General features: G+C 64.4%; 21 protein-coding genes. 5 read left to right on the forward strand and 16 right to left on the reverse strand.

All coding sequences use genetic code 11. The annotated features are described in order from the left end of the window. The coding region (locus tag CAG46_RS00005; RefSeq protein WP_085707961.1) for a lytic murein transglycosylase at window positions 1–1,206 on the forward strand (1,206 nt) is incomplete at its 5' end. Window positions 1,207–1,327: 121 nt separating this feature from the next. Here the strand turns inward: CAG46_RS00005 and CAG46_RS00010 are convergent. The 13 genes from CAG46_RS00010 to CAG46_RS00070 form a co-directional block, all read right to left on the reverse strand. Next, entirely contained in the window at window positions 1,328–2,266 is a 939-nt protein-coding gene (locus CAG46_RS00010) for an LD-carboxypeptidase (protein ID WP_085614817.1), read from the reverse strand. Between the two features lie 87 nt (window positions 2,267–2,353). Next, complete coding sequence (gene lipA / locus CAG46_RS00015) at window positions 2,354–3,370, reverse strand: lipoyl synthase (RefSeq protein WP_003257574.1); 1,017 nt, start codon at window positions 3,368–3,370, stop codon at window positions 2,354–2,356. Window positions 3,371–3,372: 2 nt separating this feature from the next. After that, window positions 3,373–4,020: a lipoyl(octanoyl) transferase LipB gene (gene lipB / locus CAG46_RS00020; protein ID WP_013974352.1), complete on the reverse strand. Its 648-nt coding sequence runs from the start codon at window positions 4,018–4,020 to the stop codon at window positions 3,373–3,375. Continuing rightward, window positions 4,020–4,295: a DUF493 domain-containing protein gene (locus CAG46_RS00025; RefSeq protein WP_003249736.1), complete on the reverse strand. Its 276-nt coding sequence runs from the start codon at window positions 4,293–4,295 to the stop codon at window positions 4,020–4,022. Before CAG46_RS00025 ends, lipB begins: the two co-directional genes overlap by 1 nt. A gap of 73 nt (window positions 4,296–4,368) precedes the next feature. Then, window positions 4,369–5,529: a D-alanyl-D-alanine carboxypeptidase family protein gene (locus CAG46_RS00030; RefSeq protein ID WP_025340765.1), complete on the reverse strand. Its 1,161-nt coding sequence runs from the start codon at window positions 5,527–5,529 to the stop codon at window positions 4,369–4,371. Window positions 5,530–5,799: 270 nt separating this feature from the next. Beyond that, entirely contained in the window at window positions 5,800–6,801 is a 1,002-nt protein-coding gene (locus CAG46_RS00035; protein WP_046613225.1) for a septal ring lytic transglycosylase RlpA family protein, read from the reverse strand. Next, window positions 6,801–7,811 carry a lytic murein transglycosylase B gene (gene mltB / locus CAG46_RS00040; protein WP_025340767.1) on the reverse strand — a complete coding sequence of 337 codons (1,011 nt, stop codon included), beginning with the start codon at window positions 7,809–7,811 and terminating at the stop codon, window positions 6,801–6,803. The genes CAG46_RS00035 and mltB overlap by 1 nt, the downstream gene beginning before the upstream one ends. 17 nt (window positions 7,812–7,828) lie before the next feature. Continuing rightward, window positions 7,829–8,932 (reverse strand): rod shape-determining protein RodA, encoded by a 1,104-nt coding sequence (rodA, locus tag CAG46_RS00045; RefSeq protein WP_015271941.1) that lies wholly within the window; start codon window positions 8,930–8,932, stop codon window positions 7,829–7,831. Between the two features lie 38 nt (window positions 8,933–8,970). Then, window positions 8,971–10,860: a penicillin-binding protein 2 gene (gene mrdA, locus CAG46_RS00050; protein ID WP_025340768.1), complete on the reverse strand. Its 1,890-nt coding sequence runs from the start codon at window positions 10,858–10,860 to the stop codon at window positions 8,971–8,973. A gap of 16 nt (window positions 10,861–10,876) precedes the next feature. After that, the gene (gene rlmH, locus CAG46_RS00055; protein WP_085614815.1) at window positions 10,877–11,344 is read right to left on the reverse strand and encodes a 23S rRNA (pseudouridine(1915)-N(3))-methyltransferase RlmH; all 468 of its coding nucleotides are present in this window, start codon (window positions 11,342–11,344) and stop codon (window positions 10,877–10,879) included. 9 nt (window positions 11,345–11,353) lie between these two features. Further along, on the reverse strand, window positions 11,354–11,773 hold the full coding sequence (gene rsfS, locus CAG46_RS00060; RefSeq protein ID WP_013974359.1) for a ribosome silencing factor: 420 nt from the start codon (window positions 11,771–11,773) through the stop codon (window positions 11,354–11,356). A gap of 43 nt (window positions 11,774–11,816) precedes the next feature. Then, window positions 11,817–12,476, reverse strand: coding sequence for a nicotinate-nucleotide adenylyltransferase (nadD, locus tag CAG46_RS00065; protein ID WP_085614813.1), 660 nt, complete (start codon window positions 12,474–12,476; stop codon window positions 11,817–11,819). A gap of 1 nt (window position 12,477) precedes the next feature. Then, a complete protein-coding gene (locus CAG46_RS00070) occupies window positions 12,478–13,749 on the reverse strand; it encodes a glutamate-5-semialdehyde dehydrogenase (protein ID WP_085614811.1) in 1,272 nt (423 codons plus the stop codon). 330 nt (window positions 13,750–14,079) lie between these two features. Here CAG46_RS00070 and CAG46_RS00075 point away from each other — a divergent pair, with 330 nt between their 5' ends. Then, on the forward strand, window positions 14,080–14,748 hold the full coding sequence (locus CAG46_RS00075) for a DNA-3-methyladenine glycosylase (RefSeq protein ID WP_085614808.1): 669 nt from the start codon (window positions 14,080–14,082) through the stop codon (window positions 14,746–14,748). A 3-nt stretch (window positions 14,749–14,751) separates the two neighbouring features. Next, window positions 14,752–16,068 carry a bifunctional DedA family/phosphatase PAP2 family protein gene (locus tag CAG46_RS00080; RefSeq protein ID WP_085614806.1) on the forward strand — a complete coding sequence of 439 codons (1,317 nt, stop codon included), beginning with the start codon at window positions 14,752–14,754 and terminating at the stop codon, window positions 16,066–16,068. 128 nt (window positions 16,069–16,196) lie between these two features. Here CAG46_RS00080 and CAG46_RS00085 read toward each other — a convergent pair whose 3' ends face one another. From CAG46_RS00085 to CAG46_RS00095, 3 genes are read right to left on the reverse strand one after another with little or no spacing between them, the layout of a single operon-like run. Continuing rightward, a complete protein-coding gene (locus tag CAG46_RS00085; protein WP_085614804.1) occupies window positions 16,197–16,787 on the reverse strand; it encodes an LON peptidase substrate-binding domain-containing protein in 591 nt (196 codons plus the stop codon). A gap of 9 nt (window positions 16,788–16,796) precedes the next feature. Continuing rightward, window positions 16,797–17,513, reverse strand: coding sequence for an LrgB family protein (locus CAG46_RS00090; protein WP_013974365.1), 717 nt, complete (start codon window positions 17,511–17,513; stop codon window positions 16,797–16,799). Next, window positions 17,510–17,872 carry a CidA/LrgA family protein gene (locus tag CAG46_RS00095; protein WP_084785276.1) on the reverse strand — a complete coding sequence of 121 codons (363 nt, stop codon included), beginning with the start codon at window positions 17,870–17,872 and terminating at the stop codon, window positions 17,510–17,512. Before CAG46_RS00095 ends, CAG46_RS00090 begins: the two co-directional genes overlap by 4 nt. Before the next feature lie 143 nt (window positions 17,873–18,015). Between CAG46_RS00095 and CAG46_RS00100 the strand changes: the two genes are divergently transcribed. Then, a complete protein-coding gene (locus CAG46_RS00100) occupies window positions 18,016–18,471 on the forward strand; it encodes a MaoC family dehydratase (RefSeq protein ID WP_085614802.1) in 456 nt (151 codons plus the stop codon). A 249-nt stretch (window positions 18,472–18,720) separates the two neighbouring features. Further along, a complete protein-coding gene (prmA, locus tag CAG46_RS00105) occupies window positions 18,721–19,599 on the forward strand; it encodes a 50S ribosomal protein L11 methyltransferase (protein WP_075046488.1) in 879 nt (292 codons plus the stop codon). Window positions 19,600–19,641: the final 42 nt, after the last annotated feature.

Consider the following 19,641-nt stretch of genomic DNA (forward strand, 5'->3'; position numbering starts at 1 on the left):
CCGCTGGCCCCCGCCCAGCCCGCCCCGGTGGTGACCCTGCCCGGCACGACGCCCGACGCCAGCACTGAAATCCAGCCTCTGCAAACCTTCGCACAATGGCAAGCAGGCTTTCGCCAGCAAGCCCTGCAAGCCGGCATTTCGCAGGACACCTTCGACCGCGCCTTCCTCGGCGTCACCCCCGACATGGACGTGATCAAGGCCGATCGCAGCCAGCCGGAGTTCACCCGCCCGGTATGGGAATACCTCGAAGGCGCCCTGTCGCCCCTGCGTGTGCGCAACGGCAAGAAGCTGCTGGAGCAGAACGCCGAACTGCTGACCCGCATCGAGCAACGCTATGGCGTCGATCGCCAGGTGCTGGTCGCGGTATGGGGCATGGAAAGCAACTTCGGCCAGTTCCAGGGCAACAAGTCGGTGATCCGCTCGCTGGCTACCCTGGCCTATGAGGGCCGCCGCCCGCAGTTCGCCCAGGACCAGCTGATCGCTGCGCTGCAGATCATCCAGCATGGCGACATCCAGCCTGAGGCCATGCGTGGCTCGTGGGCCGGCGCCATGGGCCAGACCCAGTTCATCCCGACCACCTACAACACCCATGCCGTGGACTTCGACGGCGATGGCCGCCGTGACATCTGGAACAGCACGCCAGACGCCCTGGCATCGACCGCGCACTACCTGCAGAGCTCGGGCTGGAAACGTGGCCAGCCGTGGGGCTTCGAGGTCCAGGTGCCGCCTGGCTTCGATTACTGGCAGGCCGATGGCGCCCTGCGCAAGCCGGTGAGCGAGTGGCTGGCGATGGGCGTGAAACTGCCTGCCGGTACCCAGCTGCCAGTGGGCAGCAACCAGCTGTCTGCCGCCCTGCTGCTGCCAGCGGGCGCGCGTGGCCCGGCGTTCCTGGTGCTGGACAACTTCCGCGCCATCCTCAAGTACAACAACTCGTCATCCTACGCGCTGGCGGTAAGCCTGCTGGGTGATCGCTTCACGGGCTGGGGCTTCATTGCCGGCAGCTGGCCGAAAGAAGACCTGCCGCTCAGCCGCAGCGAGCGCATGGAGCTGCAGAACCTGCTGAACAGCAATGGGCACGAAGCCGGCAATGCCGATGGCATCATTGGCGCCAATACCCGCAAGGCGATCCGCAATGCCCAGCAGGGGTTGGGGTGGCCGGCGGATGGGTATCCGACCCACAAGCTGCTCGAGAGCCTGCGCAAATAGTGAGATTGCTGGGGGCGCGTTGCGCCCCTTTCGCGACACAAGGCCGCTCCCACAAGCGATAGCACTTCTCCTGTGGGAGCGGCCTTGTGTCGCGATGGGCTGCAAAGCAGCCCCGGCAATCTCAAGCCTTGAACAAATCCTGCTCCAACACCAATGTCTGCCTCCCGCTATCCAGCATTACCCGAGCCCCCAACGGCAAGCACACATTCGGGTCACAATGCCCACTGCGCCACCCGGCCAGCACCGGCACACCCAGCGGTGCGAAGATATCCTCCAGCAGGGGCGTCAACGCCGCAGTGGTAATCCCGGCAAAGTCCCCCACCAGCACACCCTTCACCCCCTCCAGCTTGCCCGCCAGGCGCAGTTGGGTCAGCAAGCGATCCACCCGGTACAGCGGCTCGTTGACGTCCTCGATGAACAGGATGCAACCCTGCGTATCCAGCTCGGCAATCGTCCCCAGGGTCGCGCCCAGCATCGACAGGTTGCCGCCCAGCAGCGGCCCGCTGGCCACCCCATGCAGCACGCTGCTCAAGGCGAAGTCAGCTGGGTGCACGATCTGCTCCCCTGCCCGCACATGCCCACCCAGCTGCGCCAGCAACGAAGTCTCGGTTGGCGGCAGCTTGGCCCCCAGCAGGTCGGCATTGAGCATCCCGCCATGGAAGGTGAGCAGCCCGGCATGCCGGTAGATCGCCGTGTGCAGCGCGGTGATGTCGCTGTAGCCGATCAGCGGCTTGGGGTTGCACCGGATAAGTTCGAAATCGAGCTGGTCGAGCAGGCGCATGCTGCCGTACCCCCCACGCATGCACAGAATGGCGTCGATGGCCGGGTCGGCAAAGGCATCATGCAGGTCCTGCAACCGCTGCCGGTCCGGCCCCGCCAGGTAGCCCTGAGCCTGAAGGGCACCCGGGTAGATGCGGCAACTGTAGCCTCGATCAACGAACCACTGGTTGACCTTGTGCGTATCCAGCCGCGCCGCGCCCGCCGGGGCGACAATGGCAAAACAGGCATCACGCGGCAGCGCGGCGGGCAGGCTGGGTTGGAAGGTTTCGGCGCAATTCATCGCGGCTCCTTGCAGCGCGTGTGGCACAAACAAAAATGCCGATGCCGCCCTTCGGCGCGCATCGGCATGCGTGGCTCTGTGCTTGGCTCAGAGCTTGATCTTGGCTTCGTGAGCCTGCTGGTCAGCGTGGTACGAAGAACGCACCAGCGGGCCGGAAGCGACGTTCTTGAAGCCCATCTTGTAACCTTCCTCGGCGAACCAGGCGAAGGTGTCCGGGTGGACGAAACGCTGCACCGGCAGGTGGCTGCGCGACGGCTGAAGGTACTGGCCGAGGGTGAGCATGTCGATGTCATGCTCGCGCATGCGGTGCATCACTTCGATCACTTCCTCGTCGGTTTCGCCCAGGCCGAGCATCAGGCCCGACTTGGTCGGTACGTGCGGCACCAGCTGCTTGAACTTCTGCAGCAGGTCCAGCGACCAGTCGTAGTCCGAACCCGGGCGTGCGGCCTTGTACAGGCGCGGTACGGTCTCGAGGTTGTGGTTGAACACATCCGGCGGCTCTTGCGCGGTGATCTCCAGGGCAATATCCATGCGCCCACGGTAGTCCGGCACCAGGGTTTCCAGCTGTACGCCCGGCGACAGCGCACGGATTTCGCGGATGCAGTCGGCAAAGTGCTGGGCACCACCGTCACGCAGGTCGTCGCGGTCCACCGAGGTGATCACCACGTACTTCAGGCGCAGGTCGGCGATGGCGATGGCCAGGTTCTTCGGCTCGTCCAGGTCCAGCGGTTTCGGCCGGCCATGGCCAACGTCGCAGAACGGGCAACGACGGGTGCAGATGTCACCCATGATCATGAAGGTGGCGGTACCACCGGAGAAGCACTCGCCCAGGTTCGGGCAGGATGCCTCTTCGCATACGCTGTGCAGCTTGTGCTTGCGCAGCAGCTGCTTGATTCGGTCTACCTCGGGCGACACCGGGATACGCACGCGGATCCAGTCGGGCTTCTTCGGCAGCTCTTCGGTGGGGATGATCTTCACCGGAATGCGCGCCACCTTTTCGGCACCACGCAGCTTGACCCCGGCTTCCACCTTCTTCGGCGCTGGGCGCGGGGTGGCATCCTGGGTAGGTATCAGGTTCGGCACGGCTTCTTGCACAGTTGTCATATTCAGTCGATTCCGCCCGTGAGGGTCGTCTGCTCAGCGTAGTCGAGGTGCTTGACCAGCTGTCCGCGCAGCCTTGTCCTGACCTCGTCGAGTTCGATCGGACCTGCCAGGTCGCGCAGCTGGGTCATCGCCAGCCCCGCATAGCCGCAGGGGTTGATTCGGCGGAATGGCGCGAGGTCCATGTCCACGTTCAGGGCAAGGCCGTGGAACGAACGGCCGTTGCGGATTCGCAGGCCGAGGGAGGCGATTTTCGCTCCGTCGACATAGACGCCCGGGGCATCGGGCTTGGCCGCGGCCTGGACATCGTAACTGGCGAGCAGGTCGATGAGGGTCTGCTCGATACGGCTGACCAGCTCACGCACGCCAAAGCCCAGCCGACGCACATCCAGCAGCAGGTAGGCCACCAACTGCCCGGGGCCATGGTAGGTCACCTGGCCACCGCGATCGGTCTGCACCACCGGGATGTCGCCCGGCACCAGCAGGTGCTCGGCCTTGCCGGCCTGGCCCTGGGTGAAGACCGCGGGGTGCTCGACCAGCCAGACTTCATCCTGGCTGTCCGGGCTGCGCTGCTCGGTGAAGCGACGCATGGCCTCCAGCACCGGTTCGTAGGGCTGCAGGCCAAGCTCGCGAAAACCGAGGCAGGCGGACATCAGAGCACCATTTTCACGATGCCGGTAGCGCGCAGGGCGCTGTTGATATCGTGAAGCTGGTTCTCGCTTTCGGCAACGATGTGCAATTGCACGGTGGTGTACTTGCCTTCCTTGCTCTGGCGCTCGGCCAGGGTGGAAAGGTCGACCTTGGCGTGCTTGCTCAGGATCTCGATCACCGTGTCCTTGAAGCCGACAACGGTGTCACCGATGACCTTGATCGGGTAATCGTCGCAGGGGAATTCGATCTTGTGCGACTTGACGTCTGGTTCGCTCATGGCGGAAACGGCCTCGTAAGCCGTGGCAACAACAACGCCCCCGCAGGATACGCGGGGGCATGCAGGTCACGTATCAGTTGAACAACCCGTAGAAGAATAGACGGATGCTATCCCACATACGGCGGAAGAAACCACCTTCCTCGACGCCATCGAGGGCGATCAGGTCGGCGCTGTGAACCACTTTCTCGTCCAGTTTGACTTCCACTTTGCCGATCACGTCACCTTTGGCGATTGGCGCGGTGAGCTGCGGGTTCATGGTCATCGAAGCCTGAAGGCGCTTCAATTGGCCTTTAGGCATAGTCAGGGTCAGGTCGTTGGCCAGGCCGGCTTTCACTTCGCCAGTCGCGCCCTTCCAGACCGGCGACTTGGTCAGCTCGGTACCCTTCTGGTAGAAGGTCTGGGTTTCGAAGAAGCGGAAGCCGTAAGTCAGCAGCTTCTGGGTCTCGGCAGCACGCGACTGCTCGCTGTTGGTGCCGAACACCACGGCGATCAGGCGCTGGCCATCGCGAACGGCTGAAGCCACCATGCAGTAGCCGGCTTCGTCGGTGTGGCCGGTCTTCAGGCCGTCGACGGTCTTGTCACGCCACAGCAGCAGGTTGCGGTTTGGCTGCTTGATGTTGTTCCAGAAGAACTCTTTCTGCGAGTAGATGGCGTAGTGGGCCGGGTCGACGTTGATGATCGCACGGGCCAGGGTAGCCATGTCGTGGGCCGACGAGTAGTGCTCCGGGTGCGGCAGGCCGGTCGGGTTCATGAAGTGGCTGTTGCCCATGCCCAGGTCGGCAGCGGTCTTGTTCATCATGTCGGCGAAGGCGTCTTCGCTGCCGGCGATGTGCTCGGCCAGGGCGACCGAGGCGTCGTTGCCGGACTGGATGATGATGCCGTGCAGCAGGTCGCTGACGGTCACCTGGCTGCCCACCTTGATGAACATGCGCGAACCGCCGGTACGCCAGGCGTTTTCGCTGACGGTAACCGGGTCGTTTTCACCGATCTGGCCGCGACGGATGTCCAGGGTGGCGATGTAGGCCGTCATCAGCTTGGTCAGGCTGGCTGGCGGCAGGCGCTCGTCACCGTTGTTCTCGACCAGCACGTTGCCGCTGGACGCATCCATGAGTACGTAGGACTTGGCTGCCAGTTGCGGTGGCGCCGGCGTCATCTGCTCAGCCGCGAAGGCGGCAGGCGTGATCATCAGCAGTACGGGCAGGCAAAGTCGTTTGGCAAGGTTGGTGATGTTCATCCGTCTCTCGAAAATCGCTAATGGTCTGATGTTCCCTGGGCAAGATCATGTGCCCAGCGCCAGTCAGTCTAGTTTTTGTGGCCGTAGGCCAGGCTCGCAAAGTGCGGCTTTATGTCGCTGCGGGCAAAAGCCGACATTGTACATGCCCACGCCCGGCAATTCATGACAAAACCGACAGTTTGGTGTTGCCTTCTTCGCGGGCGCGCCCGCTCCCACAGGGTTTCGCATGCCCCTGTGGGAGCGGGCGTGCCCGCGAAGAAGGCAACGCGGTCAGTCAGCTGTGACCAGCTTGGCCTGCCCAAGGTTCGCCAGGCGGATGCTGTCCTGCGCTTGCTGGATCTCGCCCTGGCTGTTGATCGGCCCAAGGCGCACGCGGTGCAGGGTCTGCTGGTTGCGCACGATCGAGCTGATGAACACTGGCGCGCTGACCATGCTGCTGAGCTTGGAGCGCAGCAGTTCGGCGGCGTCCGGGTTGGCGAAGGCGCCCACCTGCAGGAAGCTGCCGCCACTGCCGGCCGGCACGTTGTTGCCAGCCACCTGCACCGGCACCACCGGCGCCGCATGCTGCTGGGGCGGCGGAGTCCATTGCTCGACGCGCCCGGTACTGGCCGGGATTGCCTGGGTCTGGGCCACCTGCGGCTCTTTCAGCACCATCGGTGGCGTCTGGCCACGCTGGGCCCACCATTGCTGCGGGTCGATGCCTTCGACGCGCACGTGCGCGGTACCAATCTCGGCATAACCGAGCTTTTTCGCCGCGGCATAGGACAGGTCGATGATGCGGTCCGAATAGAACGGCCCACGGTCGTTCACCCGCAGGATCACGCTGCGGCCGTTGGCCAGGTTGGTCACCCGCACGTAGGCCGGCAGCGGCAGGGTCTTGTGCGCCGCGCTCATGCCGTACAGGTCATACAGCTCGCCGTTGGCGGTGTTCTGGCCGTGGAACTTGGTGCCGTACCACGACGCGGTGCCCTCCGCGCGATAGTTGCGCGAGTCCTGCATCGGGTAGTAGGTCTTGCCCAGCACCGTGTACGGGTTGGCCTTGTAGTTGCCGGTATGCACGGTTGGCGTGGCGTCGGGGATCTTGTTCACATCCACGTCCCACCACGGCGCGCCGTCCTTGTGCGCCCGGTTGATGTCCAGGCCCGGCTGGGTGCGCACCACGTTGCCACTGCTTTGCTGGGACGGGCGGTTGGACGAACAGCTGGCCAGCACCACGCCGACGGCGAGGCAGGTGAGCAGCTTGAAAGAGTTGCCAGAGAAGATTGCGCGCATTACTTGACGCCCCGTGCTTGAACCAGCTGTTCCGATAGCTGATGCACCGCCATGGCATACATCACGCTGCGGTTGTAGCGAGTGATCGCGTAGAAGTTCTTCAGGCCCATCCAGTACTCGGGGCCATTGTCGCCCTCGAGACGGAAGGCGGTAACCGGCAGATCATCGCGCAGCGAATCATGGACCGACCAGCCAAGCGTGCGCAACTCCCCAACGGTTTTTACCGGCTCGATGCCGGTAGTCAGGCCTTCGTCGGCGCGCCCACCGTCCACCCAGGCGCGGCTGACCACACCTTCGCCGGCCACCCAGCCGTGGCGCTTGAAGTAGCTGGCCACGCTGCCGATGGCATCGTCCGGGTTGTTCCAGATATTGATGTGGCCGTCGCCGTCGAAGTCCACCGCAAAGTTGCGGAAGCTGCTCGGCATGAACTGCGGCAGGCCCATGGCGCCGGCGTAGGAGCCCTTGAGCGTCAGCGGGTCGAGCTGCTCCTCACGGGCAAGCAGCAGGAACTCGCGCAGCTCCTTGCGGAAGAATTCGGCCCGTGGCGGGTAGTCGAAGCCCAGTGTCGACAAGGCATCGATCACCCGGTAGTTGCCGGTGTTGCGGCCAAAGAAGGTTTCCACGCCGATAATGGCGACGATGTACTGCGCCGGTACGCCGTATTCCTGCTCGGCACGGGCCAGCACCGCCTCGTGCTGGCGCCAGAAGTCCACACCGCGGGCGATGCGCGCGTCGGTGATGAACATCGGCCGGTAGTCCTTCCACGGCTTTACCCGTTCGGCCGGGCGCGAAATGGCGTCGAGGATCGACTGTTTGCGCTGCACCTCACTGAACACACCCATCAGCTGCTCAGGGGCAAAGCCATGGTCGCGGCTCATTTCGCCAACGAACTGGGCCACCTGGGGCGAGCCTTGGTAATCGCCGGCATGGGCCAGCTGTACAGCGCCGAACAGGCCCACCGCGCCGATCCACGGCGCACAACGGGCAGCCCAGTTACGCACTGCTTGCATGAAATTCTTCACCTTATTCAAACCTGAGCGATCCATTTGCGGTGCGTGTGGATCGACATCAGAACGCCAAACGCTGACAGCAGCGTCACCAACGAAGTTCCGCCATAGCTGATGAAGGGCAGCGGCACGCCCACCACGGGCAGAAGGCCGCTGACCATACCGATATTGACGAACACGTATACAAAGAAGGTCATGGTCAGGCTGCCCGCCAGCAGCTTGCCGAACAGGGTCTGCGCCTGGGCGGTGATCATCAGGCCACGGCCGATCAGCAGCAGGTAGACGATCAGCAGCAGGCAGATGCCGACCAGGCCGAACTCCTCGCCGAGCACGGCGATGATGAAGTCGGTATGGCTTTCCGGCAGGAAGTCCAGGTGCGACTGGGTGCCGAGCAGCCAGCCCTTGCCGAACACACCGCCCGAGCCGATCGCCGCCTTCGACTGGATGATGTTCCAGCCAGTGCCCAACGGGTCGCTTTCCGGGTCGAGGAAGGTCAGTACCCGCTGCTTCTGGTAGTCGTGCATGACGAAGAACCACATCGCCACCGCCACTGGCACCGCAGCCGCCAGTACGCTGAGGATCCAGCGCCAGCGCAGGCCGCCCATGAACAGCACGAAAGCCCCGGAGGCGAGGATCAGCAGCGCCGTGCCCAGGTCGGGCTGGCGCACGATCAGGATGAACGGCACGCCGATCAGCACCAGACTGATCGCCACATGTTTCAGATGCGGCGGCAACGTGCGCTTGGACAGGTACCAGGCGATGGTCGCCGGCATGATGATCTTCATGAACTCCGAGGGCTGGAAGCGGATCACCCCGGGGATGTTGATCCAGCGCGTGGCGCCCATGGCGTTGTGGCCCATCACGTCCACCACCACCAGCAACAGCACCCCGGCCAGGTAGGCCAGCGGCACCCAACGGGCCATGAAGCGCGGCTCCAGCTGGGCGATGATGAACATCGACACCAGGCCGATGCCGAACGAGGTGGCCTGCTTGAGCAGCAGGTCCCAGTTCTTGCCACTGGCCGAGTACAGGACAAACAGGCTGCCGGCCGCGAGGGTCAGCAGAATGATCAGCAAAGGGCCGTCGACGTGGATGCGCTGCAGAAAGCTGGCGCGCCGACGCATCACATCCTCGCTGGAGAGCATGCGATCGAAATTGTTCATCACAGGGCTGATTCCTGGGTAACGGTGGCAGGCGCGAACTCGGGCTTGAGCCGGCCGTTTTCGTCAAGCAGCCAGGCGTCCATCACCTGGCGCACCACCGGGGCGGCGACGCCCGAGCCGGACTCACCGTTCTCGACCATCACCGAAACCACGATCTTCGGGTCCTCGGCCGGGGCGAAGGCGACGAACAGGGCGTGGTCGCGGTGGCGCTCCTGGAGCTTGTTGCGGTCGTACTTCTCGCCCTGCTTGATCGCCACCACCTGGGCGGTACCGCTCTTGCCGGCAATGCGGTACTGCGAGCCGATGGCCGCCTTGCGTGCGGTACCACGGGCGTTGTGCATCACCTGCTCCATGCCATGGGTAACCTTGGCCCAGTCGGACTTGTCACGCAGCACGATGTTTTCCATGGGGTTGTCGTCCACCGGCGGCTGGCCTTCGATGGTCTTGGCCAGGTGCGGGCGGTTCCACACGCCCTTGTTGGCGATCAGCGCAGTGGCCTGGGCCAGTTGCAGCGGCGTGGTCTGCATGTAGCCCTGGCCGATGCCGAGGATCAGGGTTTCGCCGGGGAACCAGGCCTGGCGGCGAGTGGCGCGCTTCCATTCGCGCGACGGCATCAGCCCGGCGGATTCCTCGAACATGTCGAGGGAAACCCGCTGGCCGATGCCGAACTTGTTCATGTAGCTGGACAGCCGATCGATGCCCATCTTGTGGGCAAGGTCGTAGAAGTAGGTGTCGTTGGAGCGCATGATCGCGGTGTCCAGGTCGACCCAGCCATCGCCCGAGCGGTTCCAGTTACGGTATTTGTGGTCGTAGTTGGGCAGCTGGTAGTAGCCCGGGTCGAACACCCGGCTGCCGGCATTGACCACGCCGCTGTCCAGGCCGGCGATGGCCACCGCCGGCTTGATGGTCGAACCTGGCGGGTACAGGCCGCGCAGCACGCGGTTGAACAGCGGTCGGTCGATCGAGTCGCGCAGTTCGGCATAGGCCTTGAAGCCGATGCCGGTGACGAACAGGTTGGGGTCGAAGCTGGGCTGGCTGACCATCGCCAGCACCTCGCCGGTACGCGGGTCGAGCGCCACCACCGCGCCACGCCGGCCACCCAGGGCGGCCTCGGCGGCCTCCTGCAGCTTGATGTCCAGGCTCAGCACGATGTCCTTGCCCGGTTTCGGGTCGGTACGCTTGAGCACCCGCAGCACACGGCCACGGGCGTTGGTCTCGACTTCCTCGTAGCCCACCTGGCCATGCAGGTCGGCTTCGTAGAAGCGTTCGATGCCGGTCTTGCCGATGTGGTGGGTGCCGCTGTAGTTCACCGGGTCGAGGGTTTTCAGCTCTTTCTCGTTGATCCGCCCCACATACCCCACCGAATGGGCGAAGTGTGCGCCCTGCGGGTAATGGCGCACCAATTGGGCCACCACTTCCACGCCCGGCAGGCGGAACTGGTTCACCGCCACGCGGGCGATCTGCTCTTCGTTGAGTTCGAACAGGATCGGCACCGGCTCGAACGGCCGGCGGCCCTGGCGCATGCGCTTCTCGAACAGGGCGCGGTCGTCGGGTGTCAGTTCCAGCACTTCGACGATGGTATCCAGCACTTCCTGCCAGTTACCCGCACGTTCGCGGGTCATCGAAAGGCTGAAGCTGGGCCGGTTGTCGGCGACGATCACCCCGTTGCGGTCGAAGATCAGCCCGCGGGTCGGCGGGATCGGCTGCACATGCACCCGGTTGTTCTCCGACAGCGTCGAGTGATAGTCGTGCTGGATGACCTGCAGGTAGTACAGCCGCGCGATCAGCACGCAAATGAGCAGCATGATCGCCACTGCGCCGACCACGACGCGGTTGCGCACCAGACGGGCGTCTTTCTCGTGGTCCTTGAGACGGATCGGCTGCGACATCGGACTGCTTACAGGCTCATTTATGGTAAGGATGCCCGGACAACACGGTCCAGGCGCGGTAGATCTGCTCGCCGATGAGTATCCTTACCAATGGGTGCGGCAAGGTCAGCGGCGACAGCGACCAGCGTTGCTCGGCGCGCGCACAGACCTCGGGCGCCAGGCCTTCCGGGCCGCCCACCATCAAATTCACCGTGCGCGCATCCAGGCGCCAGCGGTCCAGCTCGGTCGCCAGTTGCTCGGTACTCCAGGGCTTGCCATGGACCTCGAGGGTGACGATGCGTTCCCCTGGCTGAACCTTGCTCAGCATGGCCTCGCCCTCCTGACGGATCAGGCGGGCGACGTCGGCATTCTTGCCACGGGTGTTCAGCGGGATTTCCAACAGCTCCAGCGACAGCTCGGCAGGCAGGCGCTTGGCATATTCATGCCAGCCTTCCTCGACCCACTTCGGCATGCGCGAGCCGACCGCGATCAGGCGCAGACGCACAGTGCTTCCTTATTCCCGGTCCTTGAGCTTGTCGGAGTACTCGTGGGCATGGTCCGGGCTGTGGTGCTTGCCATCGGCGGCACGGCTTTGCTCGGCACCCTGCCACAGGCGCTCCAGGTCGTAGAACTGGCGGGCAGCGGCGGTCATCATGTGCACGATGACGTCGTTCAGGTCCAGCAGCACCCAGTCGCTGTCGCCCTTGCCTTCTTCGCCCAGTGGCTGGGCACCCTTGGCCTTGACCGCTTCGCGGACCTTTTCCAGCATCGCGTTGATCTGGCGGTTGGAGGTACCGGTGGCAATGATCATGTAGTCGGTCAGGCTGTGCTTTTCGCGCACGTCGATGACCTGGATGTCCTGGGCCTTGACGTCTTCCAGCGCTGCCTTGGTCAGGGCGACCAGTTCTTCGCCGTGGATTTTCTGCTTGGTCATATAAAACTCGTTCAACTCGTTGGATGAGGCGCCAGAGGCACCGTCAGTTAGGTGCACGATACAGTTCGTGCGCCTCGATGTAGGCCAGTACGGCGTCCGGCACCAGGAACCTCACCGATTTGCCGCTGGCCAGCAGCTGTCGGATCTGTGTAGCCGACACCGCAAGCGGCGTCTGCCAGACGAACGAAATATTTCCCGCCGGGCCGGACATGGCGGTGGGATCGCTCTCCGAGCGCGCAGCCAGCAGGTTGCGCAGCTCGTCAGGGGGTTCTACGTCGGCATCCGGGCGTTGCAGCACCAGGATGTGACAGTGTTGCAGCAATTCTTCCCAGCGGTGCCAGCCGGGCAGGCCACAGAAGGCATCCCAGCCCAGCACCAGGAACAGCTGGTCGTTGGCGCCCAGTTCGGTGCGGATCGATTCCAGCGTGTCAATGGTGTACGACGGCTTGTCGCGCGCCAGCTCGCGGGCATCCACGCTCAGGCAGGGCACGCCCTGCACGGCGCCCTGCACCATGGCCAGGCGGTCCTGCGCGGCCACCTGCGGGGTGTCGCGGTGTGGCGGCCGGGCGTTGGGCAGCAGGCGCAGCTCGTCCAGCCCCATGAACTCGGCCACTTCCAGCGCGCTGCGCAGGTGGCCGATGTGCACGGGGTCGAAGGTGCCGCCAAGAATGCCGATGCGCCGGACTGCCTGGGCCTTGCTCAACTCAGCAGGACTCCTGGCCGCGCAGCTGGCCGTCGCCGATCACTACGTACTTCTCGCAGGTCAGGCCTTCCAGGCCGACCGGGCCACGGGCATGCAGCTTGTCGGTGGAAATGCCGATTTCCGCACCCAGGCCGTACTCGAAGCCGTCGGCGAAGCAGGTCGGGGTATTGAGCATGACCGACGCCGAGTCGACCTCGGCCATGAACTGGCGGGCTTCACCCTGGTATTCGCTGATGATCGAATCGGTGTGGTGCGAGCCATAGTGGTTGATGTGCTCGATGGCCTGGTCCAGGCCGTCGACCACACGGATCGACAGGATCGCGTCGAGGTACTCGGTGTGCCAGTCGGCCTCGGTGGCCGGTTTGGCCTCGATGATCGCCCGGGTGCGCTCGCAGCCACGCAATTCGACGCCCTTCTCCTGGAAGCGGCGGGCCATTTCCGGCAGGAAGCGCTCGGCCACCTGCTGGTCGACCAGCAGCGTTTCCATGGCACCACAGATGCCATAGCGGTAAGTCTTGGCGTTGAACGCCACGCGCCAGGCCTTGTCCAGGTCGGCATGCTGGCTGACGTAGACGTGGCAGATACCGTCCAGGTGCTTGATCACCGGCACGCGGGCATCGCGGCTGATGCGTTCGATCAGGCCACGGCCACCGCGCGGCACGATGACGTCGACGAATTCCGGCATGCTGATCAGCGCGCCCACGGCTTCGCGATCGGTAGTCTCGACCACCTGCACCACGGCTGCCGGCAGGCCGGCGGCGGCCAGGCCACGCTGGATGCAGGTGGCGATGGCGCGGTTGGAGTGGATGGCTTCGGAGCCGCCACGCAGGATAGTCGCGTTACCCGACTTCAGGCACAGGCTGGCGGCATCGATGGTCACGTTCGGGCGCGACTCGTAGATGATCCCGATCACCCCCAGCGGCGTACGCATCTTGCCAACCTGGATACCGGATGGGCGGTAGCTCATGTCGCGGATGGCACCGACCGGGTCCGGCAGGCTGGCCACCTGCCGCAGGCCGGTGATCATGCCGTCGATACGCGCCGGGGTCAGCGCCAGGCGGTCGAGCAGCGCCGGTTCCAGGCCGTTGGCACGGCCGGCGGCCAGGTCCAGCTCGTTGGCAGCGGTCAGCTCGGCACGAGCGGCGTCCAGTGCATCGGCGGCAGCTTGCAGGGCGCGGTTCTTCTGCGCGGTGCTGGCACGACCGATCACCCGGGAAGCCTCACGGGCAGCGCGACCCAGGCGGGTCATATAGTCAAGAACGGACTCAGTCATGGGTTCGGTGTCTTGGCGAAGGGGAAATCGGCTGATTATAACTGCCGCGCAGGTGTACGCCCAGCGGCGGGTGGCGGATGGTAGAAAATGGCTGGGGGCATTGTGTAGGAAAGATGTAACCGGGCTTATCGAAATTTCTATCTCCTGTTATGGCCCTTTCGCGGGTAAACCCGCTCCCACAGGGATTACACAAGGGCTGGGACCTCCGAGGTACCTGTGGGAGCGGGTTTACCCGCGAAGAGGCCGGCACTGCCAACATCCCACTCGATTCAGCCTCGATTAAGCCATTCATTGCTATCATCCCCGCCTTCCCAACCGCGAACCGCCCGCATGCCAGCCTTGCCCGACAGCTTTTTCGACCGCGACGCCCAGACCCTGGCCAAGGCCCTGCTGGGCAAGGTCATCCGCCATCGCCACGGCGATCTGTGGCTGGCCGCGCGCATCATCGAGACCGAGGCCTACTACCTCACCGACAAAGGCAGCCACGCCTCGCTCGGCTACACCGAGAAACGCAAGGCGTTGTTCCTCGATGGCGGGCACATCTATATGTACTACGCGCGCGGCGGCGACTCGCTGAACTTCAGCGCCCACGGGCCGGGTAACGCGGTGCTGATCAAGTCGGCCTATCCTTGGCAGGACGCCCGCTCGGGGCCGAACAGCCTGGCACAGATGCAACTGAACAACCCCGATGCCAGCGGCAACCTCCGCCCGGCCGAGCGCCTGTGCGCCGGCCAGACCTTGCTGTGCCGGGCCCTGGGCCTGAAGGTGCCACACTGGGACGCCCAGCGTTTCGACGCCGAGCGCCTGTACGTGGAGGATTGCGGCAACACCGTGCCACGGGTGATCCAGGCCGCCCGCCTGGGCATTCCGCATGGCCGCGACGAGCATCTGCCCTACCGTTTCGTCGATGCCGAATACGCCCGTTTCTGCACGCGGAACCCGTTACGTCGTGGCCAAGTCGAAGGCCGCGACTTCTTCATTCTCGAACAAGGAAGCTGAACCATGGGCCAATGGCTCGACAGCCTGACCGGCTGGCTCAGCGCCAACCCGCAGTGGCTTGGCCTGGCAATTTTCCTGGTGGCCTGCATCGAGTGCCTGGCCATTGCCGGCATCATCGTGCCAGGCACCGTGTTGCTGTTCGCGGTCGCGGTACTGGCCGGCAGCGGCGCCTTCAGCCTGGGCGAAACGCTGCTGCTGGGCTTTCTCGGCGGCCTGGTGGGCGATGCCTTGTCGTACACGGTGGGCAAGTACTTCCATCAGAATATCCGCCGCCTGCCCCTGCTGCGCCACCATCCGGAATGGATCGGCAGTGCCGAGGCCTACTTCCAGCGCTACGGCATCGCCAGCCTGCTGGTAGGGCGCTTCATCGGGCCGCTGCGGCCAATGCTGCCGATGGTCGCCGGCATGTTCGACATGCCACTGCCGCGCTTCATCGCCGTCAGCCTTGTGGCCGGTGCCGGCTGGGCGGTGGCCTACCTGCTGCCCGGCTGGGCTACCGGCGCGGCCATGCGCCTGCCCTTGCCGGAAGGCTTCTGGCTGGATGCCGGGATCATCGCCGGCACCCTGGCTGTCATCATCGGGCTGAGCCTGAACACCAGCATTCGCGATCAACGTCACGGCACCCGGCTGATCGCCGGCATGAGTTTCCTGGCCTTGGCCGGGGTCTTCCTCGGCTGGCCCTACCTGCACGAATTCGACCAGGGCGTGATGACACTGGTGCAGGAACACCGCAGCCAGGCCATCGATGGCGCCGTGGTGCTGGTGACCAGGCTGGGCGATTTCCGCACCCAGTTGTTCCTCGGCGGCCTGCTGACGGGCCTGCTGCTGCTTGCCCGGCAGTGGCGGCATGCCATGTTCGCTGCGGGCGCGCTGATGGGTACGGCGCTTGCCAACGGCGCGCTGAAGTGGCTGTTCGCCCGGGCCCGCCCGGAAGTGCTGAGTGACCCGCTGACCAGCTACAGCATGCCCAGCGGGCACAGTTCGGCGTCGTTTGCGTTCTTTCTGGTGATGGCGGTGCTGGCCGGGCGCGGGCAACCGCCGCGGATGCGCCTGACCTGGGTGATGCTGGGCTGTATTCCAGCGCTGGCGATTGCCTTGTCACGGGTGTACCTGGGGGCGCACTGGCCGACCGACATCCTCGCCGGGGCCTTGCTGGCGTGCTGTGTGTGCGCGCTCAGCCTGGCACTGGTGCAGCGTCACCAGACCCTGCCGGCCTTGCCGCTGCGGGTGTGGTGGCTGGTGTTGCCGGCGTGTGTCGCATTGCTGGCGTTCTTTGCCATGCATGCGCTGCCGCAGGCTTTGCTGCGGTATCAATATTGATACCGCCTGTACCGGCCTCTTCGCGGGTAAACCCGCTCCCACAGGTACTGCATCAAGCCTGAGAACGGCGCTATCTCTGTGGGAGCGGGTTTACCCGCGAAAAGGCCGGCACTGGCAACACATCACTATCAGGCAAACAATTCACCCTGAATCCGCTCCAGCAGCTTCTGGATTTCCCCCAACCGCTCCTGTGGCGAGTCGAGGGTCAGCAGATCCAGCTTGTCCTCCTCCATGAACGGCAGCAGGTACGCCAGCTGGTTGGCCAACGCCTGGCGCCCGTCCACCGGGCGCGGCATGTCCAGGGCTTCGACCATCGGGTGTTCGCCCAGGGCCACCAGCAACGCCAGCAGGTCTTCGTCCGCCTCGAGCAACGGGCTGTCCGCCTGCTCCGGCAGCCATTGCACCTGCCCCACCAGCAACTGGTCCTTCTGCACCTCGGTACTGTCCAGGCTGAAGCGCCGCACACCTTCGACGCGGATCCCCAGCAAGCCGTTATCCTGCTGCACGAAGTCACGGATCACCGCCTCGCAGCCGATCGAGGCAACCACCGGCGGCGCCTTGCCGACCTGCTCGCCTTCCAGGATGCACACCACACCAAAACCTTCGCCCCGTTTCATGCAGCGCCCGATCATGTCCAGGTAGCGTGCCTCGAAAATCTGCAAATCGAGGAAACAACCAGGAAACAGCACGGTATTGAGGGGAAACAGCGGTAGCGTCATCACAAGTCCTCAAGCCACCAGGCTGACCGCCAGCGGCAGGAACACCGCCGTGGCCACCCCCATCAGGCTCATCGCCAGCGCGGCAAAGGCGCCGCATTCGTCACTTTCCTGCAGGGCCACCGAAGTGCCCACCGCGTGCGCGGTCACGCCCAGAGACATGCCGCGCGCCTCGGGGCTATGCACGCCAAAACGGCTCAGCAGCGCCGGGCCGAAGATTGCCCCGATCACCCCGGTAATCAGCACGAACACCGCCGCCAGGGCCGCCACGCCGCCAATCTGCTCGGCCACCAGCATGGCGATCGGCGAGGTCACCGATTTCGGCGCCATGGTCATCAGGATCATGTGCTCGGCACCGAACCACCAGCCCAGCAACAGGCAGCACAGCGTGGCGAACAGGCCTCCGACTACCAGCGTAGTAAATGTGGGCCAGAACAGCTGCCGGATACGTCGCAGGTTGAGGTAGAGCGGCACGGCCAGGGCCACGGTGGCAGGCCCCAGCAGGATGTTCATGATTTCAGTGCTCTTGCGGTATTCGCTGTAGTCGATGCCACACACCAGCAACACGCCGATCACCAGCAGCATCGACACCAGTACCGGCTGCAGGAAGATCCAGCGGGTCTTCTCATAGGCCGCCAGCACCACCTGGTAGGCCCCAAGCGTGATGCCGATACCGAACAAGGGATGATGAACGACCGCATCCAGTGCGCCTTGCCAGTCGAGCATCATGGCTGCTCCTCGCGCCGGCCCTGGCGGTGGATGAGCTTTTGCATCAACACGCCGACGAACACCAGGGTCACCAGGCAGGAGATCAGCAAGGCACCGGCAATGGCCCAGAAGTCGGCGGCGATATCCCTGGCATACACCATCACCCCCACCGCTGGCGGCACCAGCAACAGCGGCAGGTAGCGCAGCAGGCTGCTGGCAGCCTCGTTCAGCGGCTTGCCCACCTCACCACGGGCCATGAGGAAGAACAACAGCAGCAACAGGCCGATGATCGGCCCCGGCAAAAACGGCACCAACAGGTGGTTGATTGCCGTCCCCAGCAGCTGGAACAGCACCAGCCAGGTCAAACCACGCAACAGCATAAGCATCTCCCTCGGGCATGGCCGCCATTATAAGCACGTGCCGCCATATACCGATATTCGTCGAAAAGCGCGCAACTTGACTGAAACGGTTCGCCGTGCTGATCTTGCACTTTCGTACCAACTGACAACCTGGAGAGTCCGCGATGCCCCATGTACCGGTTACAGAGCTTTCGCAGTACGTTGGTAAGGAACTGGGCCACTCGGCCTGGCTGAAGATCGACCAGCAGCGCATCAACCTGTTCGCCGAAGCCACGGGCGATTTCCAGTTCATCCATGTCGACCCGGAAAAGGCGGCGAAAACTCCGTTTGGCAGCACGATCGCTCACGGTTTCCTGACGTTGTCGCTGATTCCCAAGCTGATCGAGGACATCCTGGTCCTGCCGGAAGGGCTGAAGATGGTGGTGAACTACGGACTGGACAGCGTGCGGTTCATCCAGCCGGTCAAGGTCGACAGCCAGGTGCGGCTGAAGGTGGACCTGGCCGAGGTGACCGAGAAGAAGCCTGGGCAATGGTTGCTCAAGGCGATTGCCACGCTGGAGATCGAGGGAGAAGAGAAACCTGCTTATAGAGCTGAGTCGCTTTCCCTCTGTTTTGTCTGATGCACCACAGTTTCTGTGGGGGCGGGCAAGCCCGCGAAGCAAGCACCGCGGTGGATGGCACGGGCTTCGCCCGTGTTCGCGGGCGCGCCCGCTCCCACAGGGTGCATGCCAGGATTTCAATGTTGTGCAAGGCAGTAGCCCCAACCATGTCCGTGCCTGGCCTCCTCTACAAACCCACCGCACTCGCGTAAACTGCCAGCCTTCGCGCAGCCTAGGGCTGCCCCTGTCGATTTACCAAAGGTGCCCGCCATGCCCTGGCTGCAAGTACGCCTGGCCATCAGCCCGGAACAAGCCGAAACCTACGAAGATGCCCTGCTCGAAGTGGGTGCCGTCTCGGTCACGTTCATGGACGCCGAGGATCAACCGATCTTCGAGCCAGACCTCAACACCACCCCGCTGTGGTCGCACACCCACCTGCTGGCCCTGTTCGAGGCCGATGCCGACCCTGAGCAGGTATTCGCCCACCTGCGCCTGCTGACCGCTGCCGAGCTGCCCGAGCACCAGGCCGAGGTGATCGAGGACCAGGACTGGGAACGCAGCTGGATGGACAACTTCCAGCCGATGCGCTTCGGCCGCCGCCTGTGGATCGTGCCCAGCTGGCACGAGGCCCCGGAACAGGACGCGGTGAACCTGCTGCTCGACCCGGGCCTGGCATTCGGCACCGGCACCCACCCGACCACCGCCCTGTGCCTGGAATGGCTCGACGGTCAGCAACTCGAAGGCACCCAGGTACTGGACTTCGGCTGCGGCTCGGGCATTCTGGCCATCGCCGCGCTGCTGCTGGGCGCCCGTGAGGCGGTTGGTACCGACATCGACGTGCAGGCCATCGAGGCTTCGCGCGACAACGCCCAGCGCAACGGCATCGCCGATGAGAAGCTGGCGCTGTACCTGCCCGAGCACATGCCGGCCATGCAGGCCGACGTGCTGGTCGCCAACATCCTCGCCGGCCCGCTGGTGTCGCTGGCACCGCAACTGTCCGGCCTGGTCCGCCCAGGTGGCCTGCTGGCGCTGTCGGGCATCCTCGCCGAGCAGGGTGAGGAAGTGGCCGCGGCCTATGCCGCCGACTTCGAGCTGGACCCGATCGTCGTGCGCGACGGCTGGGTGCGCATCAGTGGTCGCCGCCGTTAAGCGGGCCTAGAATACTTTTCTGCACAGCTCCCGGATTGCCGC

The organism is Pseudomonas sp. B23(2017), assembly GCF_002113725.1.
Classification (GTDB): Bacteria; Pseudomonadota; Gammaproteobacteria; order Pseudomonadales; family Pseudomonadaceae; genus Aquipseudomonas; species Aquipseudomonas putida_Z.

What these genes read in the sequence shown, in the direction of transcription:
- CAG46_RS00010 (WP_085614817.1), bottom strand. Translation starts at nt 2,266, where the DNA reads ATGAATTGCGCCGAAACCTTCCAACCCAGCCTGCCCGCCGCGCTGCCG.
- lipA (WP_003257574.1), bottom strand. Translation starts at nt 3,370, where the DNA reads ATGACAACTGTGCAAGAAGCCGTGCCGAACCTGATACCTACCCAGGAT.
- lipB (WP_013974352.1), bottom strand. Translation starts at nt 4,020, where the DNA reads ATGTCCGCCTGCCTCGGTTTTCGCGAGCTTGGCCTGCAGCCCTACGAA.
- CAG46_RS00025 (WP_003249736.1), bottom strand. Translation starts at nt 4,295, where the DNA reads ATGAGCGAACCAGACGTCAAGTCGCACAAGATCGAATTCCCCTGCGAC.
- CAG46_RS00030 (WP_025340765.1), bottom strand. Translation starts at nt 5,529, where the DNA reads ATGAACATCACCAACCTTGCCAAACGACTTTGCCTGCCCGTACTGCTG.
- CAG46_RS00035 (WP_046613225.1), bottom strand. Translation starts at nt 6,801, where the DNA reads ATGCGCGCAATCTTCTCTGGCAACTCTTTCAAGCTGCTCACCTGCCTC.
- mltB (WP_025340767.1), bottom strand. Translation starts at nt 7,811, where the DNA reads ATGCAAGCAGTGCGTAACTGGGCTGCCCGTTGTGCGCCGTGGATCGGC.
- rodA (WP_015271941.1), bottom strand. Translation starts at nt 8,932, where the DNA reads ATGCGTCGGCGCGCCAGCTTTCTGCAGCGCATCCACGTCGACGGCCCT.
- mrdA (WP_025340768.1), bottom strand. Translation starts at nt 10,860, where the DNA reads ATGTCGCAGCCGATCCGTCTCAAGGACCACGAGAAAGACGCCCGTCTG.
- rsfS (WP_013974359.1), bottom strand. Translation starts at nt 11,773, where the DNA reads ATGACCAAGCAGAAAATCCACGGCGAAGAACTGGTCGCCCTGACCAAG.
- CAG46_RS00070 (WP_085614811.1), bottom strand. Translation starts at nt 13,749, where the DNA reads ATGACTGAGTCCGTTCTTGACTATATGACCCGCCTGGGTCGCGCTGCC.
- CAG46_RS00075 (WP_085614808.1), top strand. Translation starts at nt 14,080, where the DNA reads ATGCCAGCCTTGCCCGACAGCTTTTTCGACCGCGACGCCCAGACCCTG.
- CAG46_RS00080 (WP_085614806.1), top strand. Translation starts at nt 14,752, where the DNA reads ATGGGCCAATGGCTCGACAGCCTGACCGGCTGGCTCAGCGCCAACCCG.
- CAG46_RS00085 (WP_085614804.1), bottom strand. Translation starts at nt 16,787, where the DNA reads ATGACGCTACCGCTGTTTCCCCTCAATACCGTGCTGTTTCCTGGTTGT.
- CAG46_RS00090 (WP_013974365.1), bottom strand. Translation starts at nt 17,513, where the DNA reads ATGATGCTCGACTGGCAAGGCGCACTGGATGCGGTCGTTCATCATCCC.
- CAG46_RS00095 (WP_084785276.1), bottom strand. Translation starts at nt 17,872, where the DNA reads ATGCTGTTGCGTGGTTTGACCTGGCTGGTGCTGTTCCAGCTGCTGGGG.
- CAG46_RS00100 (WP_085614802.1), top strand. Translation starts at nt 18,016, where the DNA reads ATGCCCCATGTACCGGTTACAGAGCTTTCGCAGTACGTTGGTAAGGAA.
- prmA (WP_075046488.1), top strand. Translation starts at nt 18,721, where the DNA reads ATGCCCTGGCTGCAAGTACGCCTGGCCATCAGCCCGGAACAAGCCGAA.